At 42.8% G+C, this 26,350-nt stretch carries 17 protein-coding genes; 3 read left to right on the top strand and 14 right to left on the bottom strand.

Features of this window, described 5'->3' with window-relative positions; translation table 11 throughout:
• Positions 1 to 35: 35 nt before the first annotated feature.
• On the bottom strand, positions 36 to 377 hold the full coding sequence (locus tag BLV50_RS06260; protein ID WP_079697471.1) for a helix-turn-helix domain-containing protein: 342 nt from the start codon (positions 375 to 377) through the stop codon (positions 36 to 38).
• A 66-nt stretch (positions 378 to 443) separates the two neighbouring features.
• On the opposite strand from BLV50_RS06260, the gene BLV50_RS06255 reads away from it, so the two are divergent.
• The 3 genes from BLV50_RS06255 (at position 444) to BLV50_RS06240 (ending at position 7,789) form a co-directional block, all read left to right on the top strand.
• The gene (locus BLV50_RS06255) at positions 444 to 695 is read left to right on the top strand and encodes a hypothetical protein (RefSeq protein ID WP_079697470.1); all 252 of its coding nucleotides are present in this window, start codon (positions 444 to 446) and stop codon (positions 693 to 695) included.
• Positions 696 to 2,172: 1,477 nt separating this feature from the next.
• Positions 2,173 to 6,765 carry a DNRLRE domain-containing protein gene (locus BLV50_RS06245; RefSeq protein WP_063563817.1) on the top strand — a complete coding sequence of 1,531 codons (4,593 nt, stop codon included), beginning with the start codon at positions 2,173 to 2,175 and terminating at the stop codon, positions 6,763 to 6,765.
• Between the two features lie 82 nt (positions 6,766 to 6,847).
• Positions 6,848 to 7,789 carry a tetratricopeptide repeat protein gene (locus BLV50_RS06240; RefSeq protein WP_063563818.1) on the top strand — a complete coding sequence of 314 codons (942 nt, stop codon included), beginning with the start codon at positions 6,848 to 6,850 and terminating at the stop codon, positions 7,787 to 7,789.
• 535 nt (positions 7,790 to 8,324) lie between these two features.
• Here the strand turns inward: BLV50_RS06240 and BLV50_RS33325 are convergent.
• From BLV50_RS33325 to BLV50_RS06180, 13 genes are all read right to left on the bottom strand, one after another.
• Positions 8,325 to 9,854 (bottom strand): discoidin domain-containing protein, encoded by a 1,530-nt coding sequence (locus BLV50_RS33325; protein ID WP_256337870.1) that lies wholly within the window; start codon positions 9,852 to 9,854, stop codon positions 8,325 to 8,327.
• Between the two features lie 2 nt (positions 9,855 to 9,856).
• Complete coding sequence (locus tag BLV50_RS33320) at positions 9,857 to 10,990, bottom strand: glycoside hydrolase family 55 protein (protein ID WP_256337869.1); 1,134 nt, start codon at positions 10,988 to 10,990, stop codon at positions 9,857 to 9,859.
• A 195-nt stretch (positions 10,991 to 11,185) separates the two neighbouring features.
• Positions 11,186 to 12,835 (bottom strand): extracellular solute-binding protein, encoded by a 1,650-nt coding sequence (locus BLV50_RS06230; protein WP_090806501.1) that lies wholly within the window; start codon positions 12,833 to 12,835, stop codon positions 11,186 to 11,188.
• 23 nt (positions 12,836 to 12,858) lie between these two features.
• Entirely contained in the window at positions 12,859 to 15,159 is a 2,301-nt protein-coding gene (locus tag BLV50_RS06225) for a helix-turn-helix domain-containing protein (protein ID WP_256337868.1), read from the bottom strand.
• A gap of 287 nt (positions 15,160 to 15,446) precedes the next feature.
• Complete coding sequence (locus BLV50_RS06220; protein ID WP_371129232.1) at positions 15,447 to 16,505, bottom strand: glycoside hydrolase family 88 protein; 1,059 nt, start codon at positions 16,503 to 16,505, stop codon at positions 15,447 to 15,449.
• A 102-nt stretch (positions 16,506 to 16,607) separates the two neighbouring features.
• Positions 16,608 to 17,489 (bottom strand): carbohydrate ABC transporter permease, encoded by an 882-nt coding sequence (locus BLV50_RS06215; protein ID WP_063563855.1) that lies wholly within the window; start codon positions 17,487 to 17,489, stop codon positions 16,608 to 16,610.
• Positions 17,490 to 17,499: 10 nt separating this feature from the next.
• A complete protein-coding gene (locus tag BLV50_RS06210; protein ID WP_063563856.1) occupies positions 17,500 to 18,423 on the bottom strand; it encodes an ABC transporter permease in 924 nt (307 codons plus the stop codon).
• 56 nt (positions 18,424 to 18,479) lie between these two features.
• Positions 18,480 to 20,105 carry an extracellular solute-binding protein gene (locus BLV50_RS06205; RefSeq protein ID WP_090806495.1) on the bottom strand — a complete coding sequence of 542 codons (1,626 nt, stop codon included), beginning with the start codon at positions 20,103 to 20,105 and terminating at the stop codon, positions 18,480 to 18,482.
• 320 nt (positions 20,106 to 20,425) lie between these two features.
• Complete coding sequence (locus tag BLV50_RS06200) at positions 20,426 to 20,842, bottom strand: RDD family protein (RefSeq protein ID WP_090806494.1); 417 nt, start codon at positions 20,840 to 20,842, stop codon at positions 20,426 to 20,428.
• 177 nt (positions 20,843 to 21,019) lie between these two features.
• The gene (locus tag BLV50_RS06195; RefSeq protein WP_256337867.1) at positions 21,020 to 21,982 is read right to left on the bottom strand and encodes an ABC transporter substrate-binding protein; all 963 of its coding nucleotides are present in this window, start codon (positions 21,980 to 21,982) and stop codon (positions 21,020 to 21,022) included.
• Positions 21,983 to 22,005: 23 nt separating this feature from the next.
• The gene (locus tag BLV50_RS06190; RefSeq protein ID WP_090806490.1) at positions 22,006 to 23,754 is read right to left on the bottom strand and encodes an ABC transporter ATP-binding protein; all 1,749 of its coding nucleotides are present in this window, start codon (positions 23,752 to 23,754) and stop codon (positions 22,006 to 22,008) included.
• Positions 23,751 to 25,550 (bottom strand): ABC transporter ATP-binding protein, encoded by a 1,800-nt coding sequence (locus BLV50_RS06185; protein WP_090806488.1) that lies wholly within the window; start codon positions 25,548 to 25,550, stop codon positions 23,751 to 23,753. Before BLV50_RS06185 ends, BLV50_RS06190 begins: the two co-directional genes overlap by 4 nt.
• A 290-nt stretch (positions 25,551 to 25,840) precedes the next feature.
• On the bottom strand, positions 25,841 to 26,314 hold the full coding sequence (locus BLV50_RS06180) for a hypothetical protein (protein WP_090806486.1): 474 nt from the start codon (positions 26,312 to 26,314) through the stop codon (positions 25,841 to 25,843).
• Between the last annotated feature and the right edge of the window lie 36 nt (positions 26,315 to 26,350).

Below are 26,350 nucleotides of genomic sequence, written 5' to 3'. Positions count from 1 at the left end.
AAAAAGCCGATGTCAGATACAACGGCTTTTTTGTGTTAACTATCGAAAAATTCAGATAAGAGCAGGTTAACCTTTTTTAAATCGGAAGATTTCATAGGCCAAAGATTCTCATTGATTTCGTTTAGCAATTTCTCTTTATCACTTTTTCCAGTCTTAACATACTTGCTGTAATAAAAAAGTTCATGGACATTGACTTGAAGAGCATCCGCAATTTTCTGGAGATTTAACAAGGTAATATTTTTCTCGGCACGTTCAACACCCCCGATGTAGGAGAAGTGAAAACCAGCCATTTCGCCTAATTCTTCCTGCGAATATCCTTGTTTTTTCCGTAATTCGCGAACACGCTGTCCTACTAATCTTAAAACAGGTTCGTTCATTGCCACACCTCTAATTCAGTCTAAACAATGGGAAACCTTCGATACATTATAAAGGAGGTGGAGGGGATGACAAATCACCTAAAAGCAGATGTTGGAATTGCTACCATAACAGCTCAAGGGATTTTGTTTAATGGTCGATTTTACACAAACCGAGCAGTGATTAAAAAGAAATGGTTTGTACTAGCGAGAGAGGAAGGACAGTGGAGGATACCCGTTGTGTACCTACACAACTATTATGAAGCCATAATTATTGATCAACTAGGAGCTATTTTCTTGTCGAGAGGCAAGAACATGTTCCCATTGAAGTCGCTATGTTAGCGGCTTTTTTATATTATCGGTACAAATTCGTGTCCCGAGCCAAGGACAAGAACTTGTACCGATTGCCGGAATGGACAAGAACATAGTCCGATTACCGATTAGATGGATGTATAAATGAAAAGCCATGTAATTAAAACCTCAATAAGTAGCATTATGCAGGACAGATTTCGCATTTCAATTAAATGAAGATCTGAGTAGAAGTGTTGTGTCCTTTTGGGTGACTGAAACACTGAATGCTGTTTTTAGTCAAAGAAACCAGCTTTAATGCTCGGAAGTACTTCAATTAAAACTGTGATCTCATTTGAATTAGATAAAACAAACTTGTAAAAGCACTTTAGCAAAGAAAAGGGGGAGGAAACTGGATGTGATTTTGGATCAAAGGAGGGGAAACATATGCAGATATCGTACTTAGTGCTGATTTTGTAATTGTTAGGGACAAGAACTTGTACCGATTACCGTAATGGATAAGAGCAAGTTAGCGTTCCTCTTCCGCAATGGCTCGAAAGCATCGCTTGTTGAAGAGGAAAGGGAACTCAAGTTTGTAAAGCAAGATATAAGTTGCTGAATATATTGAAATGCTCGGGACTAAAATGGATTATATTCAAATTTTGATGTATGAAGCATCCTCCTTAATGACTTAAAATAGTTATCCACCTTGTAACCACCGCCCTATATGGGTGGAGTTTTGCTTCATGGATATACGTAGCTTAATGGTGACCGGACCACTGAAGAAGAGCATCACATAGGCTCAGTGTGAAGTCATGAACAGGGCTACCCTCTTCCATTAGTATCAGGTCAGATTCTGTTAAAAGCGTCTCTGGAGATGCGACTGCTATCATAAAGGTATAGGTTATGTGAGTTCTAATGAAATTATTCTGACTTTTGGACGACCCCGGTCAATTGTTGAACGATATCACTCACGGATCTGGAGCGGGCCATTCACACAAGAAGAAATTTTGATGAATATGACCTCGAAATAAATACAAAAGAGATGAATCCAACAGTATTTGCCGAAAAGATATTAAGTTTTATTAAGTCCAATAAGGAGTACTCGTATTTAAGAAATTACGCAAAAGAAATGTTAGTGTTTTCTAGATGGCGTATCCATCAGACAACGTCGCAATTCTTCACAAAATATCAACTTGAAATATCTAAGTCACAATAAAGGAGCCAACTAGATCCTTTTTTTGTGTTATTAGTTTACTCCCCTAAATCCCCCTTGTTGCTTTACTCTTGAGGATCATTTTTTTTGATAAGTCCATCTCTATTGAATTTTTAGTCCTCGATTCTTATTCATAGTGCTCAATTTTTCTTCTAATTGATCCCTCATATTACTGGGAACCCAGTAATAATTTACAACTAGTTTTTTACGTAAATTAGTATATATTTATTTAGCTGTGTATTTTTGTGTTAAGGAGGAAAAATTAGAGAATAAATTTAGTCATGCATCTTAGAAAAAACGCGAGGGGAATATCACATGAGTTTATTTGAAGGAAAGAAAAAAAAGTATTACCGAGGATTATCGCTTTTTCTGGCAATCACAATTGCCGTTCAAACAATTCCAACGGAAGCGCTAAAGGCAAATGCAGCAAGTTCTGTTCCAGCTACTCTATCAAAAAAAATCACCACATCTAGAGTTGAACTGGAGGATCGTCGGACCCAGGATTCGGAGACATTTCTGAATTCAAACGGAACATTGACAACACAAATATATCAAGAGCCCATTCATTATAAAAGTAACAACAATAAATGGAGTAGATTTGATAATAATTTGATTGTGGATACTAACAATAACGTCATAAAAAATAAATCAAACGATTTTGAAGTAAAGTTTCAAAAGCGCAATTTAGACAAAAATCTAGTTACCATTGGTATGGATGGTTTATCCATTGTGATGGACCCCGCATCACAATCTGACAATCTAGACTCTGGATTTGTTAAAAATTCCCATGAAGGTGCTGCTTCTTACAAGAATAATAAGTTAAGTTTCAATAACTTGTATGACAACACCAATATAAATTACACAGTTGAGGACCGCAAATTAAAGGAAGATATTGTTCTGGATAAGGCACCTTCCGCTTCCTCGCCAGTAAAGTTCACATATAAATTCAAAATAAAAGGTTTGGGTATGGAACAAGATAGTACTGGGAAAATCTATTTTGTTGATAAGAAAAGCCACTTAAAAGTCTTTTATATTGAACAACCGTTTATGTATGATTCCTATATTCCAGAAGGGTACAAGAAGATAGAACAATCTGATGATATTCCTGAGGAAGCACGTTCCTATGACGTGAATATGAAATTGGTTAAACGAGGCTCTACATATTTTGTTGACATCATTCCTGACCGAGCCTGGCTTGAAAATCCTAAGAGGGTCTATCCCGTAACGATTGATCCTACAATTATCCGGTTTCAGCCAAATGCAGCCGACGGGAATGACACCAACATCCGCAGTTATTTCCCAACACAAACCGGTGGAACCGAAACCTCATTAGGCGTTGGATTATACAAAGACTCCACGCAAAACAATGTCATTCGATCTTTATTAAAGTTTAATGTTTCATCGATTCCAGTGGGTGCAAATATCTTAAGCGCCGATGTGAATTTATGGCTTTCCAGCGTGGCTAATGACACTAATGTTGAAATTGGTGCATACGAACTAAGCAAGTCCTGGTTAGAGGAAAGCACAAATTGGAACACCACAAATGGAACAACAGCTTGGACTAATAAGGGGGGCGACTACAAAAGCACTTTATTAGATTCAAATCAAGTTAGTTATCTAACTGATCTTGGGGTTAATTATAAATGGGATGTCACAAATCAAATTGATAAATGGAGAAGTGCAAACTACGGAATTTTGTTGAAAAGTTTATCTGAATCTACAAACTCGTATAAAAAGTTTATTTCGAGCGATTCTACATTGAATGCAACAAATCGCCCAATGCTGTCTGTTACGTATTTTAACGGGAGTCGTCTTGGGCTTGAAAAGTATTGGACATACGATAGCCATGACTTGGTCGGTGGTCGAAGCTATACGAATATGACTACAGGTAACAATGTTATCCAATATAATGACCTAAGCCTAAAAGGCCGTGGTGGTATGGGAGTTGACTTTACAAGAACCTATAATTCGAAAGCATTAGAAGATTCCCCACTCGGATATGGTTGGTCTTATTCGGGCAGCGAAGCTATTATGGAGCGTTATGACCGGAGTAAATTGGTCTATAAAGATTCTGACGGTACCTATCATGAATTCACCTATAATTCAACTTCCGATAGTTACCAATCTCCGCCGGGAACTTATTTAAAAATCACACGAACCACCGAATCATACGGAGCCGTTAATGGTTATGACTTAACTTATAAAGATGGTACAAAATTGCATTTTGATGCAAATGGTGATAGTTATACAGAAGTGTATACCGGAAAGTTGTTGTATGAACAAGATCTCCATGGAAATAAAATATCATATGGATATAACAGCTCAAACCAACTTACTTCTATAACAGATCCTAGCAATCGGGTCACTACGATGAATTACAATGTATCAGGGAAAATTTCTAATATCACAGATTTCGTTGGTCGTAAAATTAACTACGGGTATGATACCGCTGGCAATCTGGCAAATGTTGATGCTTATTTAGATGCAACCAATTATCGAATAACCAAGTTTTCCTACGATTCGAGCCATCACTTAACGACAGTCACAGATCCAAGTGGACGGAAAACGTCATTTACGTACAATAATGAATTATTGCAGAAGGTACAAGAACCTTTTGGTGAGGGAGCAAATGCTGATTTAGCAAGTCGACCTGGAACCACATATTCATATGATTTACCGAATTTTGTGTCAACAGCTACGGATCGGAATGGAAATACAACGACATATAATTCGAATTCGAATTATGTGGTAACCCAAATAACCGACTCGTTATCAAGGGTCACCCGCTTTGCTTTGGATGATAATTATAACAAGCTGGTAATTACTGATCCGAAAGGTAATGATACCATTAACACGTATGACCTCAATGGTAACATTACAAGTACAATGGATCCAGAACAACATAAGGAAATCTCGACATATGATAGTTATAGTAACCGCACGAGTTATACGGATGCCATAAATCAAAAGACGACCTATGAATTCAATATATTTGGTGATTTTCTTAAAGTTACAAATCCATTATTGCAAAGCACGAGTTATACCTATGACTCGTATGGAAATAGAACGTCTTCAACGGATGCTGATGATAATAAAACAGTCTACAAATATGATTCACAAGGGATCAATCAAGTTATTAGTGAAGATGCAGCGAATCAATTCACCACGATGGAATATAACGGTGCAGACCAATTGGTAAAAGTAACGGAGCCAAATGGACATGTCTCAAATTATCAGTATAATTGGCTTGATGAACTCGAGAATCTAGATGAAAGAATTTCAGCCAGTGCTTCCACGCCCGAAATGGTTTATGATCCTACGTATGATTCGAATGGAAATATTATATCGATAAAAGACACTGTACTAGGTGCTAGCCAAACAACCAACTACGATCATACAGCGACAAATGATGTTAAAAGTCAGGTAGTACAAAGTTCACCTCAAGTTGCTTATCAATATGACAACAATCAAAATTTGATTGCCTGGAACCCACAGAATGGATGGGGGCAAGGAATGTCTTTCTCTTATGATAAAGCAAATCAACTTAAACAAGTCAAGGATTCTAACCAAAAAACTATAGAAGATCTTAGTTATGATCCGAATGGCAATGTCACTTCAGTCCAACGGACAGATGCCGATGGTGTAGTCCAATCTCTAACGTATGATAATACGAATAGACTCAAGAATGTTGATTACAAAAAAGGGACAACATTATTATGGGGATACTCTTATGATCTTGATTCGAATGGACGAATCAAAACCGTAACAAATAACCTATCATCCTCATCTAGTTACGAATTTGATGAGACTGGTCGTTTGAAAAATTATACGGATAATACAGGGACAACGAGTTATTCTTATGACAACACCAGTAATCGTTTAACGATGACAAATGCTACTGGAGTTACCAAATACACGTATAATAATTTGAACCAATTAACGAATGTAAATGGACCCAATGGTACTCTGAACTACTCGTATAACGAAAAAGGCCAACTCACTGAACAAGGTAGTATTCATATTGAATGGAATACGGATGACAAGCTGTCCAAAGAAACACAACCAGACGGTAGCTCCGTTGAGTTCCGCTATAATGCTAAGGGGCAACGGACTGAGAAAATAGTAAAAAGCAGTACTGGTTCTATCCTTAATGACTACAAATACCAGTATGAAGATAGTACAGGAAATCTTATTGTAGAAAACAATATTACAACAGGATTAAATGTATCATATTCGTATGATGTTTTGGGTAAGCGGGTAAGTCAAACACAGAATGGAAAAACGTATTATTATAATTATGATGGACACGGAAATGTAGTAGGATTAACCGATATTAATGGTAATATCGTTTCCAGCTATTCATATGACCCTTGGGGTAATTTAACTAGTAAGACAGGAACTTTATATAATCCATTCACTTATAGTGGTTATTACTTCGATGAAGAAACGGATATGTTTTACCTATTCAACCGATATTACGACCCACAAGATGGTCGTTTTATTAGCCAAGATAATGTTGAGCCAATCGATTCAAATTTGTACATTTATGCTGCCAATGATCCAATTAACAGTGTTGATCCTAATGGAGATTTTGCATGGGCACTTGGTGTGTATGCGATACCAGGTGTGGGTGAAGTCGCTTTGGGCGTAACTGCAGCAGTAGGACTTGGTATAGCGGCAGGATATGGAATTAAAAAAGGATATCAGTATTTCGCAAATAGAGACAAAATGGCTAAGAACGATAGAATGAGAGGGAGCGAGGCGAAAAAAAGAGAAAAGAAACAAATAAATGATAAATTTGGTTCAAGGTCTCAAAGGGAAAAAAGTACAAAAGAATTACACCGAGATAAAAGAGATCAAAGAAATGATAACAATAGAAGTTGGAATGATTTGGACATGTATAGATAATTAATTATCAATTGATCTTAGTATTTTTGACCTCAACAACTTATTTGTTGGGGTCAATACTATAAAAAGGAGATGCAAAAAAATGACTTTTTTTGAACAAGGGGAAGAGTACTATGCAGAAGGTAATTATGATGCAGCATTAGTTTACTTTAAAAAAGCTCTCAATGATAATATAGATACCCAAGATACACTGAATTACATGGGAAGATGTCTTACAGAGTTAAAAGAATATAATGCCGCAATTGAAGTTTACGACAGGGCAATTAGACTATTCCCTACATGGGAAAGATTATACTTTAATAAAGGTTATGTCTATTTACAATTAGGCAATATTGAAGATGCATTAATTTTTTGTAAACGTGCAGTAATGATAAACTCAAATTCTGAAGATGCTCTGTATTATCTTGCCCTTTGTTATCAAAAAAAGGAGGAATTTAAGAAAGCAATAGAATACTATCAAAAATCATTAGCACTTAATACTAATCAAGAAGAGGCCCATATTAACCTAGGATTAATTTTTCATGAATTGGGCAATAATCAAGAAGCGCTCGAAGAATTTCATTGGGCTTTACAGATAGATCCATCATCAACTAATGCAATGTATAACAAAGCATTAGTGTTAAAGCATATGGGAAAAAAAGAGGAAGCTATTATCTATTTTAAAAAGATCCTAATATCAGAACCTGAAGATTACGATGTAAGGTTACAAATCGCAAAAATTTATCTTGAAGAAAATCAATTTGAATTAACAGCATATTATTTAGATTCAATATTAAGTTTTGATCCAAATAATACTGTTGCGCTTTATTTCAAAGGTAAGTTGCTTGAGAGGCAAGGCAATTATGAGACCTCAATTAAACTATTAGAACATGCCTCATCATTAGACCCGATTGATATAGATATTTTGTTACTATTAGCTCAAATTTATAGTTTGATCCATTTAATAGAAAAAGAAAGAGCTTGTTACATCCGCATCTTAAAAATTGACCCTGAAAATATAATTGCAAAAAATAAATTGGCATAAAGTATTGAAACAATGAAAGAAACTGAATGAGTACGAATGACATCATAAAGTTACCTACCAATATCCAAATTTGCTCCGTTAATTAAAGACAAAGGGCAATGCGTATTCTGTGAATCGACGTCAAAAACCGCAAAATTTAAAGGTCACGAAGTATGCAAGGTATTGAAACAACTTTGTTTCAATGCCGATTAGGTATGTAACTTCAACACATTCTATGATTGAGATCGGGGCTGCTAGGCTAAAAGCAGCTCAATTCTTGTTCAACATCTTTCTCTTCAATTAAGTATGGGATAACGGTATACTGACACCAAAACACAACACAACTGTCGAAGGACAACATTAAACTACTACGGATAGGATTGATCGCAACGAACTGACGTCTATACATATGTACAAAATACGAGTTTTGTGAAACAGTTGTTATTGCGGCGGAAAGAATTGATCATCATTGCATTGCATCCCATAATCAAACTCTCGCTACATCCCATGGATAAATGTGGATTTTTCTTTTTATAACCCTTATCCTACGTCATTTTTAATTCTCGTGTACCCAAAGTTCAATTATGCTGTTCCAGGTATTAGATTCATTTCCTTGCCCGACAAATCGAATGAATTTGGCCTGAACCGGTTCAAATTCAAATGTTTCATAAGCCGCCTGTTTTTGACTGGCCACATTACTCAATACTTTTTGGTAATTAATACCATCAGTTGATATCTCCAAATCGAAATAATTGGATCGCGTATGTCCATTATAGAATTGAATGCTTACCTGCCCTACTTGAGTCTGTTGCTCAAGCTCCAACTGCAGGTAGTGTCCCTTTCCATCTGCAGACCATCTGGAGTCTGGATCACGATCGATCGTATGAATCGGCAGATTTCCATCATCTGCACTTGCCGTCACCTTGGTTACGACAGCGAACGGCCCTTCCGGTTCGGCCATAGGCTCTTTGACTTCAAATTTCTCCCGTGCCTCGACCGTTACGCCATTAAAGACGCAGCTCACGACGATGTCGACCTTTCCCGCTTTTAACGCATGGAATGTAGTTCCTTCCGTATATCCAATCGTATCATCACTTGATGTGTACGTTACAGGAACATCCAATTCTGCAATGTTTACGATCTCACCATTATCTAATGTTAGAAACGAGGATAATTCTCCGCTTCCGCCTGCGCTGATCGCATTCCCTGCGACTCTCCAGCCGGGTACTGTTTTATTAGGACTTATGGAGATATTCTCTGGAAGTACAGGTGTATCAGCTACCTTAAACTTCACTCGCACGTTCTGGATGTGACCCCGATAGGATACAGTGATCTCTCCAGTTCCATTAGTCCCTTGCGGTTGCTTAATTTTAACCTTTGCCTCCTTCGCAAAAGCTTTTGCCGAAATAATCGGCGTTTCGGTTGTGCCATAAGGCAAAGTATGAACGTAATCCGTTCTTAAGAACTGCATACCCCCTATAGCTTCGCCATTCACCAACAGGGATTGAAGCCCCAGATGAATATCTTTGATTCGTTTCTTGCTCTGATCCTGATATAAACTTTGCGGGGATAAACGATCGCCCTCCCCAATGCCTTCCGCCATATCAAATGGCTGCGTATTCGCATCCGGAATGGAACCGTCAATGTTGACGTTCACGCCGGTGTCCTTTCCTTTGGTTCCAATGACATATCCATTCCCGAATTGTTCTGATTCTACAATAACGCCGGATTTACTAGGGTGTGCCGCCTGACCGGTCGTATTCCAGAACACACTTTCCGTAGTTACCACTCCATGACGATTCGTTTCGGATGATCCATAATCCCGTGTAATGGCAGAGATCCCGTCCCCGTTAACTACCAGGTTGTCGATCAGGTTTGCCATGCTTAAATACATATGAAAATCAGTTAATAATGAAGGTTTCTCAGAATACGAACCTTGCAGCACATTCCCGTTCGCAGAGAAGTTGGCATATGTGAAGCTATGCCTAGCTCCTATCGCTTTGCTGTTCTTGATAAGGTTATCATTGCCAATAAATTGATATAAATAACCATTCCCATTCGCTCCACGATACTGCGGGTACTGCATGGTTACATGATCCACAGTGACGTTCTTCGTACGATCCAGAATAATACCCTTGGATAACAGGTGGTAATCTGTATTGCCAGCTGGTTTATAGGTGTTAATATTTCGAATCCTCTGTTGGCCACTGCAATCACATTGACAGCTTTAGCATTATCGGCCTCATAACCAGCAGTCCCAACGACTTTGAAGTCATCTTCACCAAGCCCCGACTTCGCATTTTGAATGTTTGCAATTGAGAAATCCTCCAAACCTACTTCGACAATCGGATCTGCGGTCTGACTAATTGTGATATCATCGCGCAGCTTCATAGGATAACGTGTCGGAATGTCTAACGTGATCGTTTTATTCTCCGGATCTACGCCCACGATTTGGCGATAGAATAACGGTTCTACTTTACCAAGACGTGACGACCACTTGTTTTGCATGCCAAGTTCCCGTAAGAAACCCGGCGTCGTTTCGAATGAAATGACCACGTAATCATTCACCGCAAACCCGCTTGTGTCCTCAACGGGTAGCAGGACGGTTGGATCAGTAACCGACTTGCGAAGTTTCGCAGAAATTCCGGTTTTCTTCCAATCTCCGTTACCGATCCGGATAATGTCCTTGTTTTTCATATTTTGCTGTGCATTATAGATATGAGTCTTGTTCATCCCGTCACCTTTCAGGACCACACGACTTGCAGGAATGTTTAGTGAATAATCCTTGCCGTCCTGAGGGTTAACCTGATATGTACCCTTGGGAAGATACACGACACCCCCACCTAACGCAACAGCAGCATCAATTGCCTTTTGAATAGCCTGTGTTGCATCTCGATTCCCTGAAGGATCGGCAAAATAAGGTGATTTGGTAACGTCGATACGTTTGTTTTTAGCCGTTTTAGGTAGTTCTGTTTCCCCACGCCGATAACCGGCATACGAAAAGTCATGCAGAAACCTTCCCTGTTCATCTTTAAATCCAGGATACCAATCGTTTGGATAGAGTCTGCTTCTGCCATCCGTACCCAGAGACAGATTCTCACCGACACGATCAATAGATGGCTGTGAGTCACCCTCTGACGCTCGAACCTCCTGGGTTCCAGGTACAGACAATCCAACGGTCAACGTAAATGCCAACAATAAAAAAGGCCACTTTCTACGCATGCTTTCGTTCTCCTCCTTTTGGATTTCAGAGTATGTGAGCGGTTTCAAGAAACCCTATAGTCACCTCCGATCCTGCTCAAGCAAGAGTCATGTGCATGCCAACTCAGCATGTCATAACCGATTGTAGAGCACGAGTGAACGAAATTACATCAACAAAAACGACACTTCAATGCCCATTTTATACAATATAAGGGTTTATTTAGAGGATACAGCGCGATTATATCGCTCTAATGCCTGTTGTTGAATCTCAATCGCACGATCAATCTGTAATGACTTGATTTGCTCGACATACGTATCGAATGCATCCAACGGCTCAATGCCAAAAATGATTTTAAGCGACATCTCGTCCACCACTTTGTTCACTTCCTGCATGATGACTGACATCTCCGTGCTTTCTTTCTCGGTTTTGGGCAGAGTTGGTACCTGATGGAGAACAGCATCCGTACTGGACCATAACTGCACCGCCTCTTTCTGTTCCGGCAAAATATAATATTGCTCCATATATCGCGTATCCTGCACAAATGGACCGAAATAACTCGCTCTGGTGTACATCGCAAGCGCTTGCGCCGGCGACCACTTATCAGGGTTTTTCAAAATAGTTTCCGTATACGTCGGGTACCCGTCTTTCATCTTAAAACTAACACCTTCAATACCAAAGTTGAACAGTAAATGTCCCTCAGGCCCATACCCGTAATCGAGCATCCGTGCTGCTTCTTCTACATGATGACTGTTGCTGGATATGGCGACCCCACTGGAACCGATAGCGGGAGCAAGTTGACCAAATTTCGGGCGATCTCCTTTGTTCATGACAGGATATGGCGCTGGCACAAGCTTTGCATGGGGATCCGTCTCCTGCAAGATGGGTAGCCATGTACCAATCCCCGCCCCTGCATTCCAGATACTCGCGCCGCTGCGTCCTGTGGTCATGTTTGTATCCTGAGTCTCCGAATCGACGGCAGCTAGATTCTTGTCAATGAGTCCCTCCGCATACCATTCACGAAATAAGGATAGAAACGCCTTATATTCAGGTTCTTGTGCCCCAAACTTAATTTGGCCATCTTCCACGTAGAACCCCTTTTTAATGCCAAAAGCGCCAATAAAACCTCCACCTTCGATACCAAACAACGGATTCGGAACACCTAGAAAAGTAAGCGGGGCGTCAGCTCCCTTTTTGTCCTTAAATGCCTGAAGCATCGTATGCCATTCGTCAATCGTTGTTGGCACATCAAGTCCAAGTTCATCCAGCCAGTCCTTCCGGATAATCGGCCCTTGGTAGGTTCGCAGCTTATCATCTCCCTGAATAAAAGGAAACGCGTAATAACTTCCGTTCGCTGTGCGAATCTGCATATCAATGTCTGGATGCTCCGTCAGGTACTGCTTCAGATGAGGTGCGTATTGATCAATAACATCGTTTAATCGCAGAATATATCCATCTTTGATCGCTTTCTCCGGCCCACCGGGATAATTGCTCCACTCGTATTCAATCATATCCGGCAGCTCTCCGGACGTAAGCAGCACATTAATCGCTTCTTTGGCCTGATTGGCGGGAGGCCGGATGAATTGAAGGTTGACTCCGGTTCTCCGCTGCCACTCCTGAAAAAAAGGAACTTCATTGAAGCTGGATTTTATGCTCGCTGCATTGCCATTCAATTCTGCCCAGTAGGTTAATTTTCCAGCGTCATTGGGTGAAGCAATTGAGACGGTCTGGTACTCTGATGAGCCGGAACGTTCATCCAGCTTGGCATCCGAATCTGTCCCGTTCTGATCGCAAGCAGTCAGCATGCCAAGCAGTAGGATGAATCCTGTCAACTTTGTTATGAATGCCAACGTTCTCTTTACGTTCATGTTCCGGTCTCCTTTCAAATCAATCAACTGATTTCTTTATATTTACCGGGCGTAATACCCTCGTATTTCTTGAACACTCGGATGAAAGTTGCTGCATCGTTATACCCGACCATTCGGGATATTTCTGTAATGGATTCCTGTTTATGCTCAATCATTTCTTTAGCCTGTCGGATACGGCACTTATGAATGCAGTCCAGCAGACCCTCACCTGTCTGATTCTTGAAGAGTTTGGACAAGTAACTGCCCTTCAGCTCAAAATGCTCACCAATGGCGTTGACGTTCAAATTCGCGTCTGTATAGTTACTCTCAATATACTGTGTGACTTGGGTACTGAGATGACGCAGGGAATCCTCACGTTCTTGTGATACATTCGTTGCGCGTTTGTCAGCGGCATATGAACATACCTCCTCAAGCAAGTTCTGCAATGCCTCCTGCATCTCCTGAATGGTATCCCCGGCAATAATGTCCTCAATCCGATGCGGGTATTGGGTTAGCGTATGGTTATCCCTGTCCCCTAGATCATTGATAGCCTTGATCATTGTACCTACCAGGTTAAAAATCAGGCAACGTGCAAGGGTGAGCGACATAATCGGTTTATCAAAATTTCGCTCTGTAATCTCGTTCATATAAGCGCTGGCTTGGTCGGTATCTCCCGCTTTGATGAAATTAAGAAGCTGCTGTTCCACCTGAAGCGGATAGTAGTAGCCAAACGGGTCATCCGCCATCGCATCGCTGCGGACATCGCCATAGGTAATGATACCTTTTTTGCCAAGCACCATTTTGTATTCCATCGCGTCTACTGCTTCCTGGTATGCTTCGGCGATACCAATCCACGACGTATGGCGTCCACTGATGGAGATCGTCAATTCCATATCATAGCGTTCCAGGAATCGCTGCGCTTCTGCCGCAATGTGATGAAGATCCTGGTTCCAATCTGAAGAATCCGCTTTCATATTTACAAGGCAGACCATCATATCATCCACTTCAGCCACATATCCGACGTGCTGACACTCTGAAGCCAGTTCTTCAACCACATTGGAAATAATGAGATGGATTAACTTGTTTCGTTCGTTGATATCAATACCCGGCAGCTTTCCATAGAGATTTTCTTCATTTTCGATTACAAATAGGATAACAGCAAATTCACTTGAATAAAGCGGCATATGAAAGGAACGGAATGCATCTTCATAAGGTACGAGCGAATCCTGTTTGCCTTTGAGAAGCCGATTAATCATATTGGAGCGCAGCACCTGCTGATGTTTCTGCAACTGCTGGGCAATCTCGTTCTTTTCTGAACGTGTGTTCATGATGACCTTCTGAATAAACCGAAGTTCGTTCCGATCAGCAGGTTCGTTCTGACTATTTTTGTCTTTTAGTGATTCCACGAGCTGTTGGATTGGGGAGTAATTCCGGCGCATGAAGAACCAGGTCAGTACACCCGCACTAATGAGACTCACCACAATACTGATATACGTAAAATTGCGGACGTATACGGCCTTCTCCCAATACAGGCTACTGGGAATAATCAATGCGTACTTCAGATCGGATACCGCAGAGTCCATGTAGAACATCTCCGACTTGCCTACCTTGGCGTTATCCAATTGAACCTGATTGCCATTCATGAATGGCTTCAATTCCTCTGACCCGGGATGATTGCTCATCAGAATCTCGTTATTCTGGTTCAGAATCAGCAGCGTGGCATCACTAAAACCCGAAATGCTCTCAATTGCTTCCAGGAATCTTCGCGTATCCGCCATGACAACAACCGTACCGGTCTCCTGACCATTCAAATCATCAGGCAGACGTGTAATGTACGCAATGGAAGACTCCGCCGGAGCGGCATTCTGATGTGGCAGTATGACGAACTGATTCGTCTCTGTACCCAGAATCTGATCCCGCCACGCTTCGAAAGACATTGCACCTGTGTTATGTATGGTATGAAATGCCGTTCGCATATCCCGAATATTACCTGAACGGAGAATGGATTGGTCTTTTTTCCACACGACGTAGAATTCATCGATGGATGCGTAGGATGTTTTATAGAGACGGAGTTCCTTTACCAGTTGGTAAGCCGTGTACGGCGCCTCTTTGGCAGGCTGATTGGAATACATCAGCGTTTGCAGATTCGGGCTCCACGTCATCTCCATGTTTAACCGCTTCATCAGATCAACTTGTGTATCGATCGTATATCGCATCTGCTTCAATAAAGAATCGTTGGCCCGATGTATTTCACTCTTCAATGTCTCATTTGCTTGCATGTAAATAACCAAACTGATCAGAATCGGCACAATCAAAACAGCACTGTAAGAGACAAGCCAGGTCACAATTATGCTTTCTCGTTTTTGCCACAAATATCGAATGTTTAGCAACAACTCATCACCCAACTCTTCGTAGATTATCTATGTTTGGATCAGGAATTTATTATAACGGTAAGAGCGCAATTGGGATATAGATAAAAAGTTCAATTCGATTGACAAAAAGGGTAGCCACCACTGATTTTCCCCGTCAAATCAAGCACAAATAGCCCGAATAGACTAATTTCGTCTATCGGGCATTCGATATCAATTCGGTATCAAATTGAGAATTTTTTTAAATATTCTTTATAAATTTTTTAGAAAATGCGGTGCTTCCAACCGTTTAATTTGGCACTCGCCTCGACGTAGAAATAGTCACCGTAAATGAGCGAGACGTTTACGTTCTGACCTGCCGGTTTATGACCGGTTCCCTCGAGAAGCATACCTTCGTGCTCAGGAAGATCCCAGGTTCCATAATGATCCCGCAGGGAACTCAGGATACGTTTGGCAACGGTGGCATAGAGTCTGCCTTCTGGATCAGGAAGAACATCTGCAAGCTCAAGCAATCCGGAAGCAGCAATGGCACCAGCGGAGCTGTCTCGTGGGATCTCCTCCACTTCTTCGGGCTCAGCACGGAAATCCCAATGCGGAACGCTATCCTCGGGCAGGCTGGAAATGAAGAAGTTCGCCACACGCTGTGCAGCATCCAGATATGACGGGTCCTCTGTATAACGATACGTATTCGTTAATCCATATAAAGCCCACGCCGCTCCCCGACTCCATGCCGAATCCGGCGCCGCTCCCTGTCCACCTATCGCTTCTGCCCGTTCACCTGTCTCGGGATCAAATCGAATGATGTGATGCACAGAACCATCATCCCGCACAAATTGCTTCATGACCATATCCGCATGAGCTTTGGCGATATGGCTGAAACGAGGATCTCCACTTTCCTCAGACGCCCAGAAGAGCAACGACAGGTTCATCATGGTGTCGATGATCGACCAGCCCAGCATGTCTCCATTCCAAGCCCGGATGAAGCTGCCTTTGGTATTGAAGCGGCCAGCCAGGAAATTGGCGGCAAATAAGGCACGCCTTGCGGCATCGGCATCTCCAGTGAGCTTGTATTTGATGACCGCCGTAGGCAGGAAATGAAAGCCCACGTCGTGATCAAAGTAGTTATTTTCGAGAAACTGTTCCGATAGCCGTTCATCCCAATTCCATGCAGCCTCTTTATATTTCTCATCACCCGTCATATCGTACACAATCCATAACATGCCCGGCCAGAATCCCGAGGTCCACCAATCGATTCTCATGTCGTCATAGATGCCATTTGCTCCTGCGACATGCGGAGACTTTTCACCTATGGCTGCAAGCATCTGATCGGCTTTACTTTTAATCTGATCCCACACGTCTTTGTTCACTTCATTTAATACGCTCATGTACCCTCATACCTCCTTACCGTTCTTTAATTCTCTAATCTAACCTTTCAATGAACCAACCATGACACCTTTCACGAAAAAGCGCTGCAAAAACGGATAGATGCACAGGATGGGTATCGTCGCTACCATAATCGTCGCATACTTGATGGTTTCCCCGATCTGGAAGCGATCCCCAGCCGAAGCACCGGCCGACATACTCTCCGTGGAATTGGCGATCAGAATCTCACGCAGCACCAATTGCAATGGGAACAGTTCTCGACTTTTGATAAATACAGACGCATAGAACCATCCGTTCCACTTATCGACTGCGTAATACAGAATCATCACGGCAATGACTGGCATGGACAACGGAATAATGATACGGAACAAAATGGTGAAGTGATTCGCTCCATCAATCTTGGCCGATTCTTCCAGGCTGTCCGGTATGCCCATAAATGACGTTCGCATGATGATCAGGTTAAATGTGCTGATGGCAAAAGGCAGAATGGTTGACCACAATGTATCTAACAGGCCAACACCTTTTACGACCAGGTACAGTGGAATCAACCCGCCGCCAAAGAACATCGTGAACACGATAAAGAACATGAACACCTTGTTCCACATTACGTTTTTACGGGATAGCACATATGCACCAAGCGCAGTCATGAACAGGTTGACGATGACGCCGAATACAAGAATAAACAATGTATTACGGAAACCTGTGGCTATACCTGGATTGGCAAGTACACTCTTGTAAGCTTCCAGACTAAAGCCGACCGGCTTCCACAAGAGACCTTTGTTTGCTAACAGCTGCGCCGAATCACTTAAGGACGCAAATAACACGTAGAGCAGCGGATACAATGTGACGATGACGAGCAGGATTAGAAACGTATAATTGAAGATCGTAAAGATTCGGTCAAACCAACCGCTTTCCTTAATCAAAGTTACCACCTCACCATAAGCTGTTTTGACTCACTCTGCGGCTGATATAGTTCGCCGAAATCAGAAGAACGAGATTGATCACCGAGTTAAATAGACCGACTGCCGAGCTGTAACTCCATCCGAACTCCAACAATCCCTTTCGATATACGAAGGAGGAGATTACGTCTGCTGTTTCATAGGTCACCGGATTATAAAGGAGAATGATTTTCTCGAACCCGACATTCAGCATATTACCCATCCGGAGAATGAACATGATCGTAATAATAGGCAGCAATCCGGGTAGCGTAATGTGAAACATTTGCTTGAGACGGCTCGCTCCGTCTATCTTAGCCGCTTCATACTGCTCCAGGTCGATGCTCATCAACGCAGCGATATAGATAATGGATTCCCAACCGATCCGCTGCCATATTTCAGACAGAACATAGATCGGACGGAACAGCTCCGGCTTTTGCAGCATCGCCTGACCGTCATATCCAAGCATCATGATAAGGCGGTTGATTAAACCATCCGCGTTCGTGAAGTCCGTAATAATACCGCATATGACGACGAGAGAGATGAAATAAGGCATATACGTTATCGTCTGAACGACCCGCTTGAACGCGCGCTTGCGTACTTCGTTAATTAGCAGCGCCAGAATAATCGGTGCGGGGAATTCAAAGACCAGCGTGTACAAACTGATAAGAAGGGTGTTCTTCAGAACACGCAAGAAATAATAACTGTTGAAAAACTCTTCAAAGTGCTTCAGCCCAACCCAATCACTCCCCAAAATGCCCTTCATCGGAGAATAATCTTTAAAGGCAATAATTGCACCGTACATCGGACCGTAATGAAATATTAAATAATATCCAATAACGGGAATCATCATGATATATAAATACTTGTTCATCATGAAGTCCCGCACGAACCGGCTTCTAAAGGATTGACGATTGCTCATGATGTACCTTTTCACCTCTTTTCAATCGGGAGGGCTAGTGCCCTCCCCTTTTACAATTACCGGTTGTTGTAGCGTTCGAGTGCTGCTGTTTGGATTTCAATAGCTCGATCCAGATGTAACGATTTCATTTTTGCGACATAGCTCTCGAATTGATCCACTGGTTCGTTACCCAGAATGATCTTGATGGTCATCTCATCGACGAGCGTGTTGATATCATTCATGATGGTCGCGTATTCGGAGCTTTCTTCAGGTGTAGGTGTGATTGAAGGCAGATTATATTTGGCGGCCTGTGTATTCTTCCATACATCAATGGCATCGCGCTGAGTCTGTAATGCAAAGAACTGCTCGGCATAACGTTTGTCTTGAACGAACGGACCGTTATAGCTGCTGCGGGCATATAGTGAAATCGCTTGTGCAGGAGCGAGTTTATCCGGATTCTTCAGCAGCAAATCCGTGAATTTCGGATAATCGCCTTCCATGTTATAGCTGACACCCTCCTCACCAAAGTTGAAGAACATGTGCCCTTCCTCACTGTAACCGTAATCCAACATGCGAACAGCAAGTTCCGGGTCCTTGGCTGCCGTCGTGATGGCAACTGTACCTTCCGAGGCATAACCTTGATTAAGCTGGCCGAATTTAGGAATATCACCTTTGTTAAGTACCGGATATGGTGCAGCGACCAGAACGGCATCCGGATCATTTGCTTCTACGAGCGGCTGCCATTTGCCGATACCTCCACCTGCGTTACCGACACTAGCGCCAGTAGCACCCGAAGCGAGGTTACCGTCAACGGATTTGGTATCTGCTGTCGAGATGTTTTTATCAATCAAACCTTCTTTGTACCATTCCTGGAATAACGTCAAGTATTCTTTGAAACCTTCTTCCGCAGGACCAAATTTGACCTGTCCGTCTTCCTGATAGAATCCGCGGTTTACACCGAAGGCGCCAAGGAAAGCACCATTACCGGAATCGTTAAAGAATCGTGGCTTACTTACTACAGCGAACGGAGCGGCTGCGCCTTTTTTCTCTTTGAAAGCCCTTAGGGTTGTTGTCCACTCATCAATCGTTTCCGGAACTGGCAGTCCCAGCTCATCCAGCCAATCCTGACGAATGATGGGTCCCTGGAAGACACGAAGATACTCATCTCCCCGAACGAAAGGGAATACATAGTAGCTGCCACTGTCCGTTTTGACCATCTTGTCGATGTCCGGATTGTCCTGCAGGTATTTCTTCAGATTCGGAGCATACTGGTCAATCAGATCGTTCAACTTGAGGATGTAACCATCATTGATGGCTTTCTCCGGTCCACCGGGGAAATCTCCGATGAAATTGTACTCCAGCATGTCTGGCAAATCCCCGGATGCCAGCATCACGTTAAAGGATTCTCTGACCTGACCTGTCGGTGGTGCCGTGAATTTGAGTGGCACACCGGTTTTTTCCTGCCATTTTTGAAAGAATGGAATTTCGCTGTGCGAATTTTTGACCCCGATCAAGTTTCCGTTAATTTCACCCCAGTACGTAAGCGTCTTATCCGTTTGAATCGGATAGGTTGTTGCTTCCGTTGATCCGCTTGGTGTCCCTTTTTCAGCTTCGCCCGTTTTACTGTCTCCGGACGAACACCCCAGGATCGTTGTACCTAATAACAGGATCATCAAACTCGTAGATAACACTTTTCTTCTCATGGACCTTATCCTCCACCTTTTGGGAATGTCTGTGCTCTACCTCAGAGTAAGGGAGAGCGCACTGTAGCGATATTCGCAAAAGATGAAATGACATGTTGATTTCGTCAGAATCAAATGATCATTTAGCCAAAACGATAGACGAATTCTCTATATAATCTTCTGCAATGCCTTGAATTTGCAGTGTTGGCGCAGGTTTGTGACTGTACTTCTGACATCACAAAAAAACAGACCATGAACACAGTTCATCGTCTGTAACGTGGGTGAATATGAGTGGATTTGAATATAACGAATATATTATGCCAGGGCTCGCTTTCTCATTTTTAGTCCCAGACAACTTCGGTACCTGCGATAAAATCATGTATTGCACGTTTGTCTTCTCGTACAGCAACCATGATGACACTCGCAATGAAACCAATGCCAAATGTGATTCCATATACCAGTCCTGCAACAACAACTCGCATGAGCATGGTTCCAATTCCAGGGGGCTCATGTGTATCGTATTTTCGAATTCGAATTCCGCAAATACGTTTTCCTATCGTTCGGCCACTCCATAATACAGGTAATAAAATGGAATATAATCCACTCAGTAGTTTAGCTAAAGGCTCGTCATTATCAAAATTTCCTGTCAGTACACCTACAACAATGGCTAAAGGTATTGAAACGATAATTCCATCTAACAAGTTTGCTCCTAATCTAACCCAAAAACCTGCTTCTCTCAAATGAATGCCTCCTTTCATATGGATTTAGTTGAATGTATGTAGACACATATCCATGTAGTATAACAGAAAAATATTCCATTAAGTTCTTAATCATCCTTTTCAAGGAATGAAGATAGGCCCCTCAACTTTTGTTGAGAAGCCTATCCATGGCGAACCGTTTAACTTTTTAATCTTTCGTTATATTTCTATTCAGCGTTACTTCTGTCCTTCCAAAATCAGGTTACCCAAACGATCCATAAGCTCCATCCGTCCCATAGCCGTATAAGAATAATTGTAGTTATCTACACTGGAGATTTTATAAATCTTCCCATCCTTGACGGCATTCATGTTATTCCACACCTTGCTGTCTTCCATTTTGTTCTCGCTATTCTCCATCAGCACCAGCTGGTCCGGATTGACGGAGATTAGCGCCTCTATACTAATCTGTTTTCCTCCCCAGCCTTCGGGCTCAGGAATACCTTCTGTACGTTTTAGGCCCCACTCGCCGTACAACATCTCTGCCGCACCTTTATTCGAATAGATCACCAGATTGTTAGGATAGGTTTCGATGACCGCAAAAGATTCACCGTTCACAGCCGATTCGAGTTTTTGCTTCCACTCAGCCGACTTTGCATCATATTTAGCCAGGAACTCATCCTTTTTGGTTTCTTCTCCGAACGTATCTGCTAGGAACGTCAGACGTTCTCTCCAATCATAATACGAGTATGGCAAAACAATTGTCGGTGCAATCAAGGATAAGGTTTCATACTGATCTGTATTAAAATCCTTTCCCAGAATGATCAGATCCGGGTTAGATGCAGTCACCGCTTCTATACTGAATTTGCTGCCCAACCACCCCAGAACCAAGGTACTTGCATCCAACTTGTCTTTAAGGGGTGGAGTGATCTGATCTTGCTGCCCATAATCGGCGCTGGTTGTTGCGACAGGCGTTTTGCCAACGATCAGTAATTCCTCTGTTGAGCCGGACAGATCCACAATCCGCTCCGGATTAAGGGGGATTGTGACTTCTTCTCCATTTGGATTGGTGATGACTTTCGTTGTCGCTTGCGTCGTTCCCTCTGACGAACTAACCTCCTGACTGCTTGTCTGTTCAGTTCCGCAAGCCGCAAGCATCAGCATGGAGCATAATGCAATCCATATATGAATTCGTTTTAACATTTGAACTATTCTCCTCTCCAATTCTACACATTTACTTTTACTTGCCATCCCTCGGCATCATGCTGTAATTGCCACAGACGCGAATAGATACCTGATGTTAGCAATAATTGCTCATGCGTTCCTTGTTCCACAAGCTGGCCCTGATCCAGGACAAGGATCTGATCCGCATTTTGGATCGTTTTCAAACGATGAGCGATTAGAATTACCGTTTTGTTCGCGACCAGCTCGTTAATCGCTTGCTGAACTGCGGCTTCATTTTCTGGATCAAGTGATGCCGTAGCTTCGTCCAGCAATACGATGGATGCATTTTTCAACAACGCACGTGCAATCGATATACGCTGTTTTTCCCCACCAGATAACGTCGAGCCTCCTTCTCCCACTAACGTGTCATATCCTTGAGGCAGACTTGCGATAAACTCATGACAGCAAGCCCGTCGTGCTGCTTCTTCAATCTCTGCTTGGGTAGCCTCTTTCTTCCCTACACGTATGTTGTTTCCGATCGTATCCTGGAACAGATAGACGTCCTGGAAGACAACAGAGATATCCTCCAACAGTTTCTCCGGGTCCATACGGTTAATCGACTGCCCGCCAATCGTAATGGAACCTGACTGCACATCCCAGAAACGCGCAATGAGACGGGTAACCGTACTTTTACCACTGCCGGAAGGCCCTACAAGTGCAGTAATGGTGTGCGGAGGGATGGTAAACGACAAATTCTTCAGCACAGGCAGCTCATCATCATAACCAAAGGTTACGCGGTCAAACGAAATGGCCTGATTAGGTTGTACGCTTCCTGTTCCTGTCATCGGCGCCTCCTGCTGCACTTCCATAATGCGCCGTGCACTATATGCGGAGTACCGCATCTCGCCATAACTCATCAGTGCAACGGTCAGAGGTTCAAACACTTTGGTACCGACTAGCAAAAACAGCAGAAATATCGGCAATGTCAATTCCCCGCCAGCAAGCAAATAACTCCCCGCCAAAATCATCCACGTCATGCCGGAACGCGCAAGCAACATCGCGCCCATAATCATCGGACCCATAATGCCTTCCAACCGAATGGATGCCGACTTCAACTCGTCAAAAGAACGACGCAGTCGTTCAAATCGTTCTCCGCCCATATTGTGGGCTTTGATCTCACGAATCCCCGTTAAATACTCTTGCAGCCGACTGGCCGCTTCGTTCTTGGCTCTCACATGATTCTCGCTTAAGCGAGCCTGAATGGAGTCTGTCATCCATAACAAGGCCACCCCCAGTGGAACAGCGATGAACATCGCCACTGCCATTCGCCAATCTACAAACAGCAGTCCAGCAAAAGCCAACACCGGCAGCACAATTGCGCTGATGAGCTGTGACAGATTGTGAGAGATCGTATGCTCTACCTGTCCATAATCACTCAGAATCAGATTGGTCAGATCTCCCGGGTCCCTTTTGCCGAAGAAACCCAATGACAGATGACGAATATGTTCAGCCAGCTTCAAACGTCCCGTTGCGGCGAGGCTGTATGCTGCCCGATAAGTTTTATCATAGAGAGAAGAGTAAGCCCTATACTCCACCAACAGCCATGCAAACAGAATGCAGCACACCATCCACATTCGCTGGATGTCCAGTCCCTTATCCGGTTCAGCGAAGGATTTGTATATCGTATTGAAAATATCAACGAGCAGCGCAGCCGGAATGATCTTCGCAATCCCGTCCAGAATGGCGGCTATGATGGATGGAAGCAGACTGCGGGGGTTACCACCCGATATGTTGTATAAATAGTTCCTCATTGCTTCGCACCTCCAAGCTTCCAGGAAGCAGCATGAATATGGGCCTGCCACATCTTCTCATACAAACCGTCTGCCTCACGTAATTGATCATGTGTACCTCGCTCAACAATGGTACCCTGACGAATGACCAGGATCTGTTCAGCTGCCCGAATCGTTGTTAGACGATGAGCAATAATCAGTACCGTTTTACCTTGAACGAGTTGGGCCAGTCCTTGCTGGATCTTATGTTCATTCTCTGCATCCGCATATGCTGTCGCTTCATCCAAAACGAGAATGGGAGCATCCTTGAGTAAAGCTCTCGCAATGGCAATCCGTTGAGCTTCACCACCAGACAGGTACGTACCACCTTCTCCAATTTTGGTGTCATATCCCTCATCCAGCTTTTCAATAAACTCATGACAACAAGCTGTTCGAGCCGCAGCAATGACATCATCCCGCGATGCAGCTGTATTGCCCATGCGGATATTTTCCTCAATCGTATCGTAGAACAGATGTACGTCCTGGAATACAAACGATACCGTCTCCATTAACTTCTCTGTCCCCATTTCCTGAATAGGAACCCCGCCAATTGTAATTTCGCCTTGCTGCACGTCCCAGAAACGCAGAAGCAGATTGGCAATGGTAGATTTTCCGCCACCCGAAGGTCCAACCAATGCGGTCATTTCTCCTGCTTTAGCTACAAAATCAACTTCTTGAAGTACAGGTTTGAACGCTTCGCTATCCTTTTGTTCATAAGCAAAGGAGACCTGCCGAAAAGCCACCTCATATGTATCGGGCACTTGCGGAGAGAGAGGTTCCTGTACAACCGACTCGGTCAATACAGCCTTGATTCGATTCTGACCTTCCACGATCTCACGCATGCCACTGCCCAGATACATCAGCTTCAAGAGTGGCGCGGACAAACTTGGTGTAATGATCAGAAATAGAATAAAGGTGATCGCGAATGACTGATTGCCTGCGTTTCCGCTGGAAAGTAAAATGCCGATCGGAACAATAAAGGTAACCAGCGAAATTATGATGATGAAAAACATGCCATACGACGTTTTACATAAATCGGTTATTCTCAACGAGATATCGCGATATCTCGTTACTGCCTGTTTAAAGGTGAGAAACGAGTCCGCTGTAATACCGAATACTTTTACCGCCGGCATTCCTCTTACGTATTCAACCCCTGTTGAGTTCATCTCTTCAATCGCATGCTGAAAATCACGATATGCCTGACGCCCCCGCTCATTTCGGAAGATGCTGCTTTGCAGCCAGAACCCGATAATCATGGGAACTAGCAAGACCAGTGCCATACGGTAATCTAGCCAGAACAAATAGCATAGCAGCACCAGTGGAATGACGATCGCACTTACGAGATCGGGAAGCTGATGCGCGATAAACTTCTCTATTTTCTCAACGCTAACTTCAATGATTTTTTTCAGCTCACCTGTCGCAGTTCGGGTGTGATACCCCATCGGCACTTTTGCCACATGGTCGGCAAGCTTTACCCTGAGCTGGTACAGGATGTTGAACGCAGCAATATGTGAGCACATGCCTCCGATATAAAGTGCAATAAGTCCGGCGATCAGCGCTCCAAAAGAGACGAATCCCCAATACATCAGCAAATCCCTGTCCAGGCCAGATGGCTCCTTAGCATGGATTAACAGTTCTTCGACGATTTTATACACTCCGATAAATGGAACTATTTGCAGCAGACTCGATAAAATCGAGAAGATACTTGCTGTAATCAGCAAACCTTTCCGCTCCTTGGTTACTTCCATTAAACCGGATACTTCAGATGTGGTGTTCATTCCGCTCCTCCTGACATTAATAATCATTCTCAATATCGCGCGGTGTTATATACGCCCAATTAATATCTCACAGCCCATTGATTAGCTACTACCTCAATACGGAGCAAAAATACCTCTATACGGATAATAAATGGATCATTCTTATTTATTTCAAATGAAAATTCAGGCAAACATAAAAAGACCATATGGAACATATGGCCTCTTACCGATGAAGAATGGCTAACTTCGTGAGGAATAATCCGGGGCAGAAAATTGATCTCTTTGAAAGATCCTAACCACCCTTATAGTTCTCATACTTTATTCGAAATTTCAATGTTCTCTGCTCGCACCTTATTCCTTTGCAAAACCCTATTTTCTACTATTGCGTAAATCACCCCCGCAAGAGCAAATAGCCAGATGGAAGTCGCTCGGTTCAGATAATACGACTCTATCATGTAGTCACTGAACATCTGCTCAAATACCCATGAACCTAATAACCCGCAACCAGCACTATATACAAACACCCTGGCAATAACAAAAGAAACATATTTACGCAGAAGCCATGAAATTGGACTTACAACTACAGTATAAAATGCGAATACATATGGACTAAAGGTGATAAAAATCAGTAGAAAAAATATGTGACCCGCATTCCGCAAACCATAATACTCGCTCGTTCCAATTTTGAACCCTTCCAGAAATTCAAGTGCGACCACAGCACTCAGCATCACGATAACAAACTCAATCCCTAAAACCAGAAAACGTTGAACCGCATTCAGCAACAATCCAAATTCCCTCCCCTATCTAAACACCATTCGTAG

Origin of the sequence: Paenibacillus sp. 276b (assembly GCF_900107875.1) — a bacterium.
Classification (GTDB): Bacteria; Bacillota; Bacilli; order Paenibacillales; family Paenibacillaceae; genus Paenibacillus; species Paenibacillus marchantiae.
Note: the sequence above shows the minus strand (reverse complement) of the source record. Positions and strands in the feature narration are given on the sequence as shown.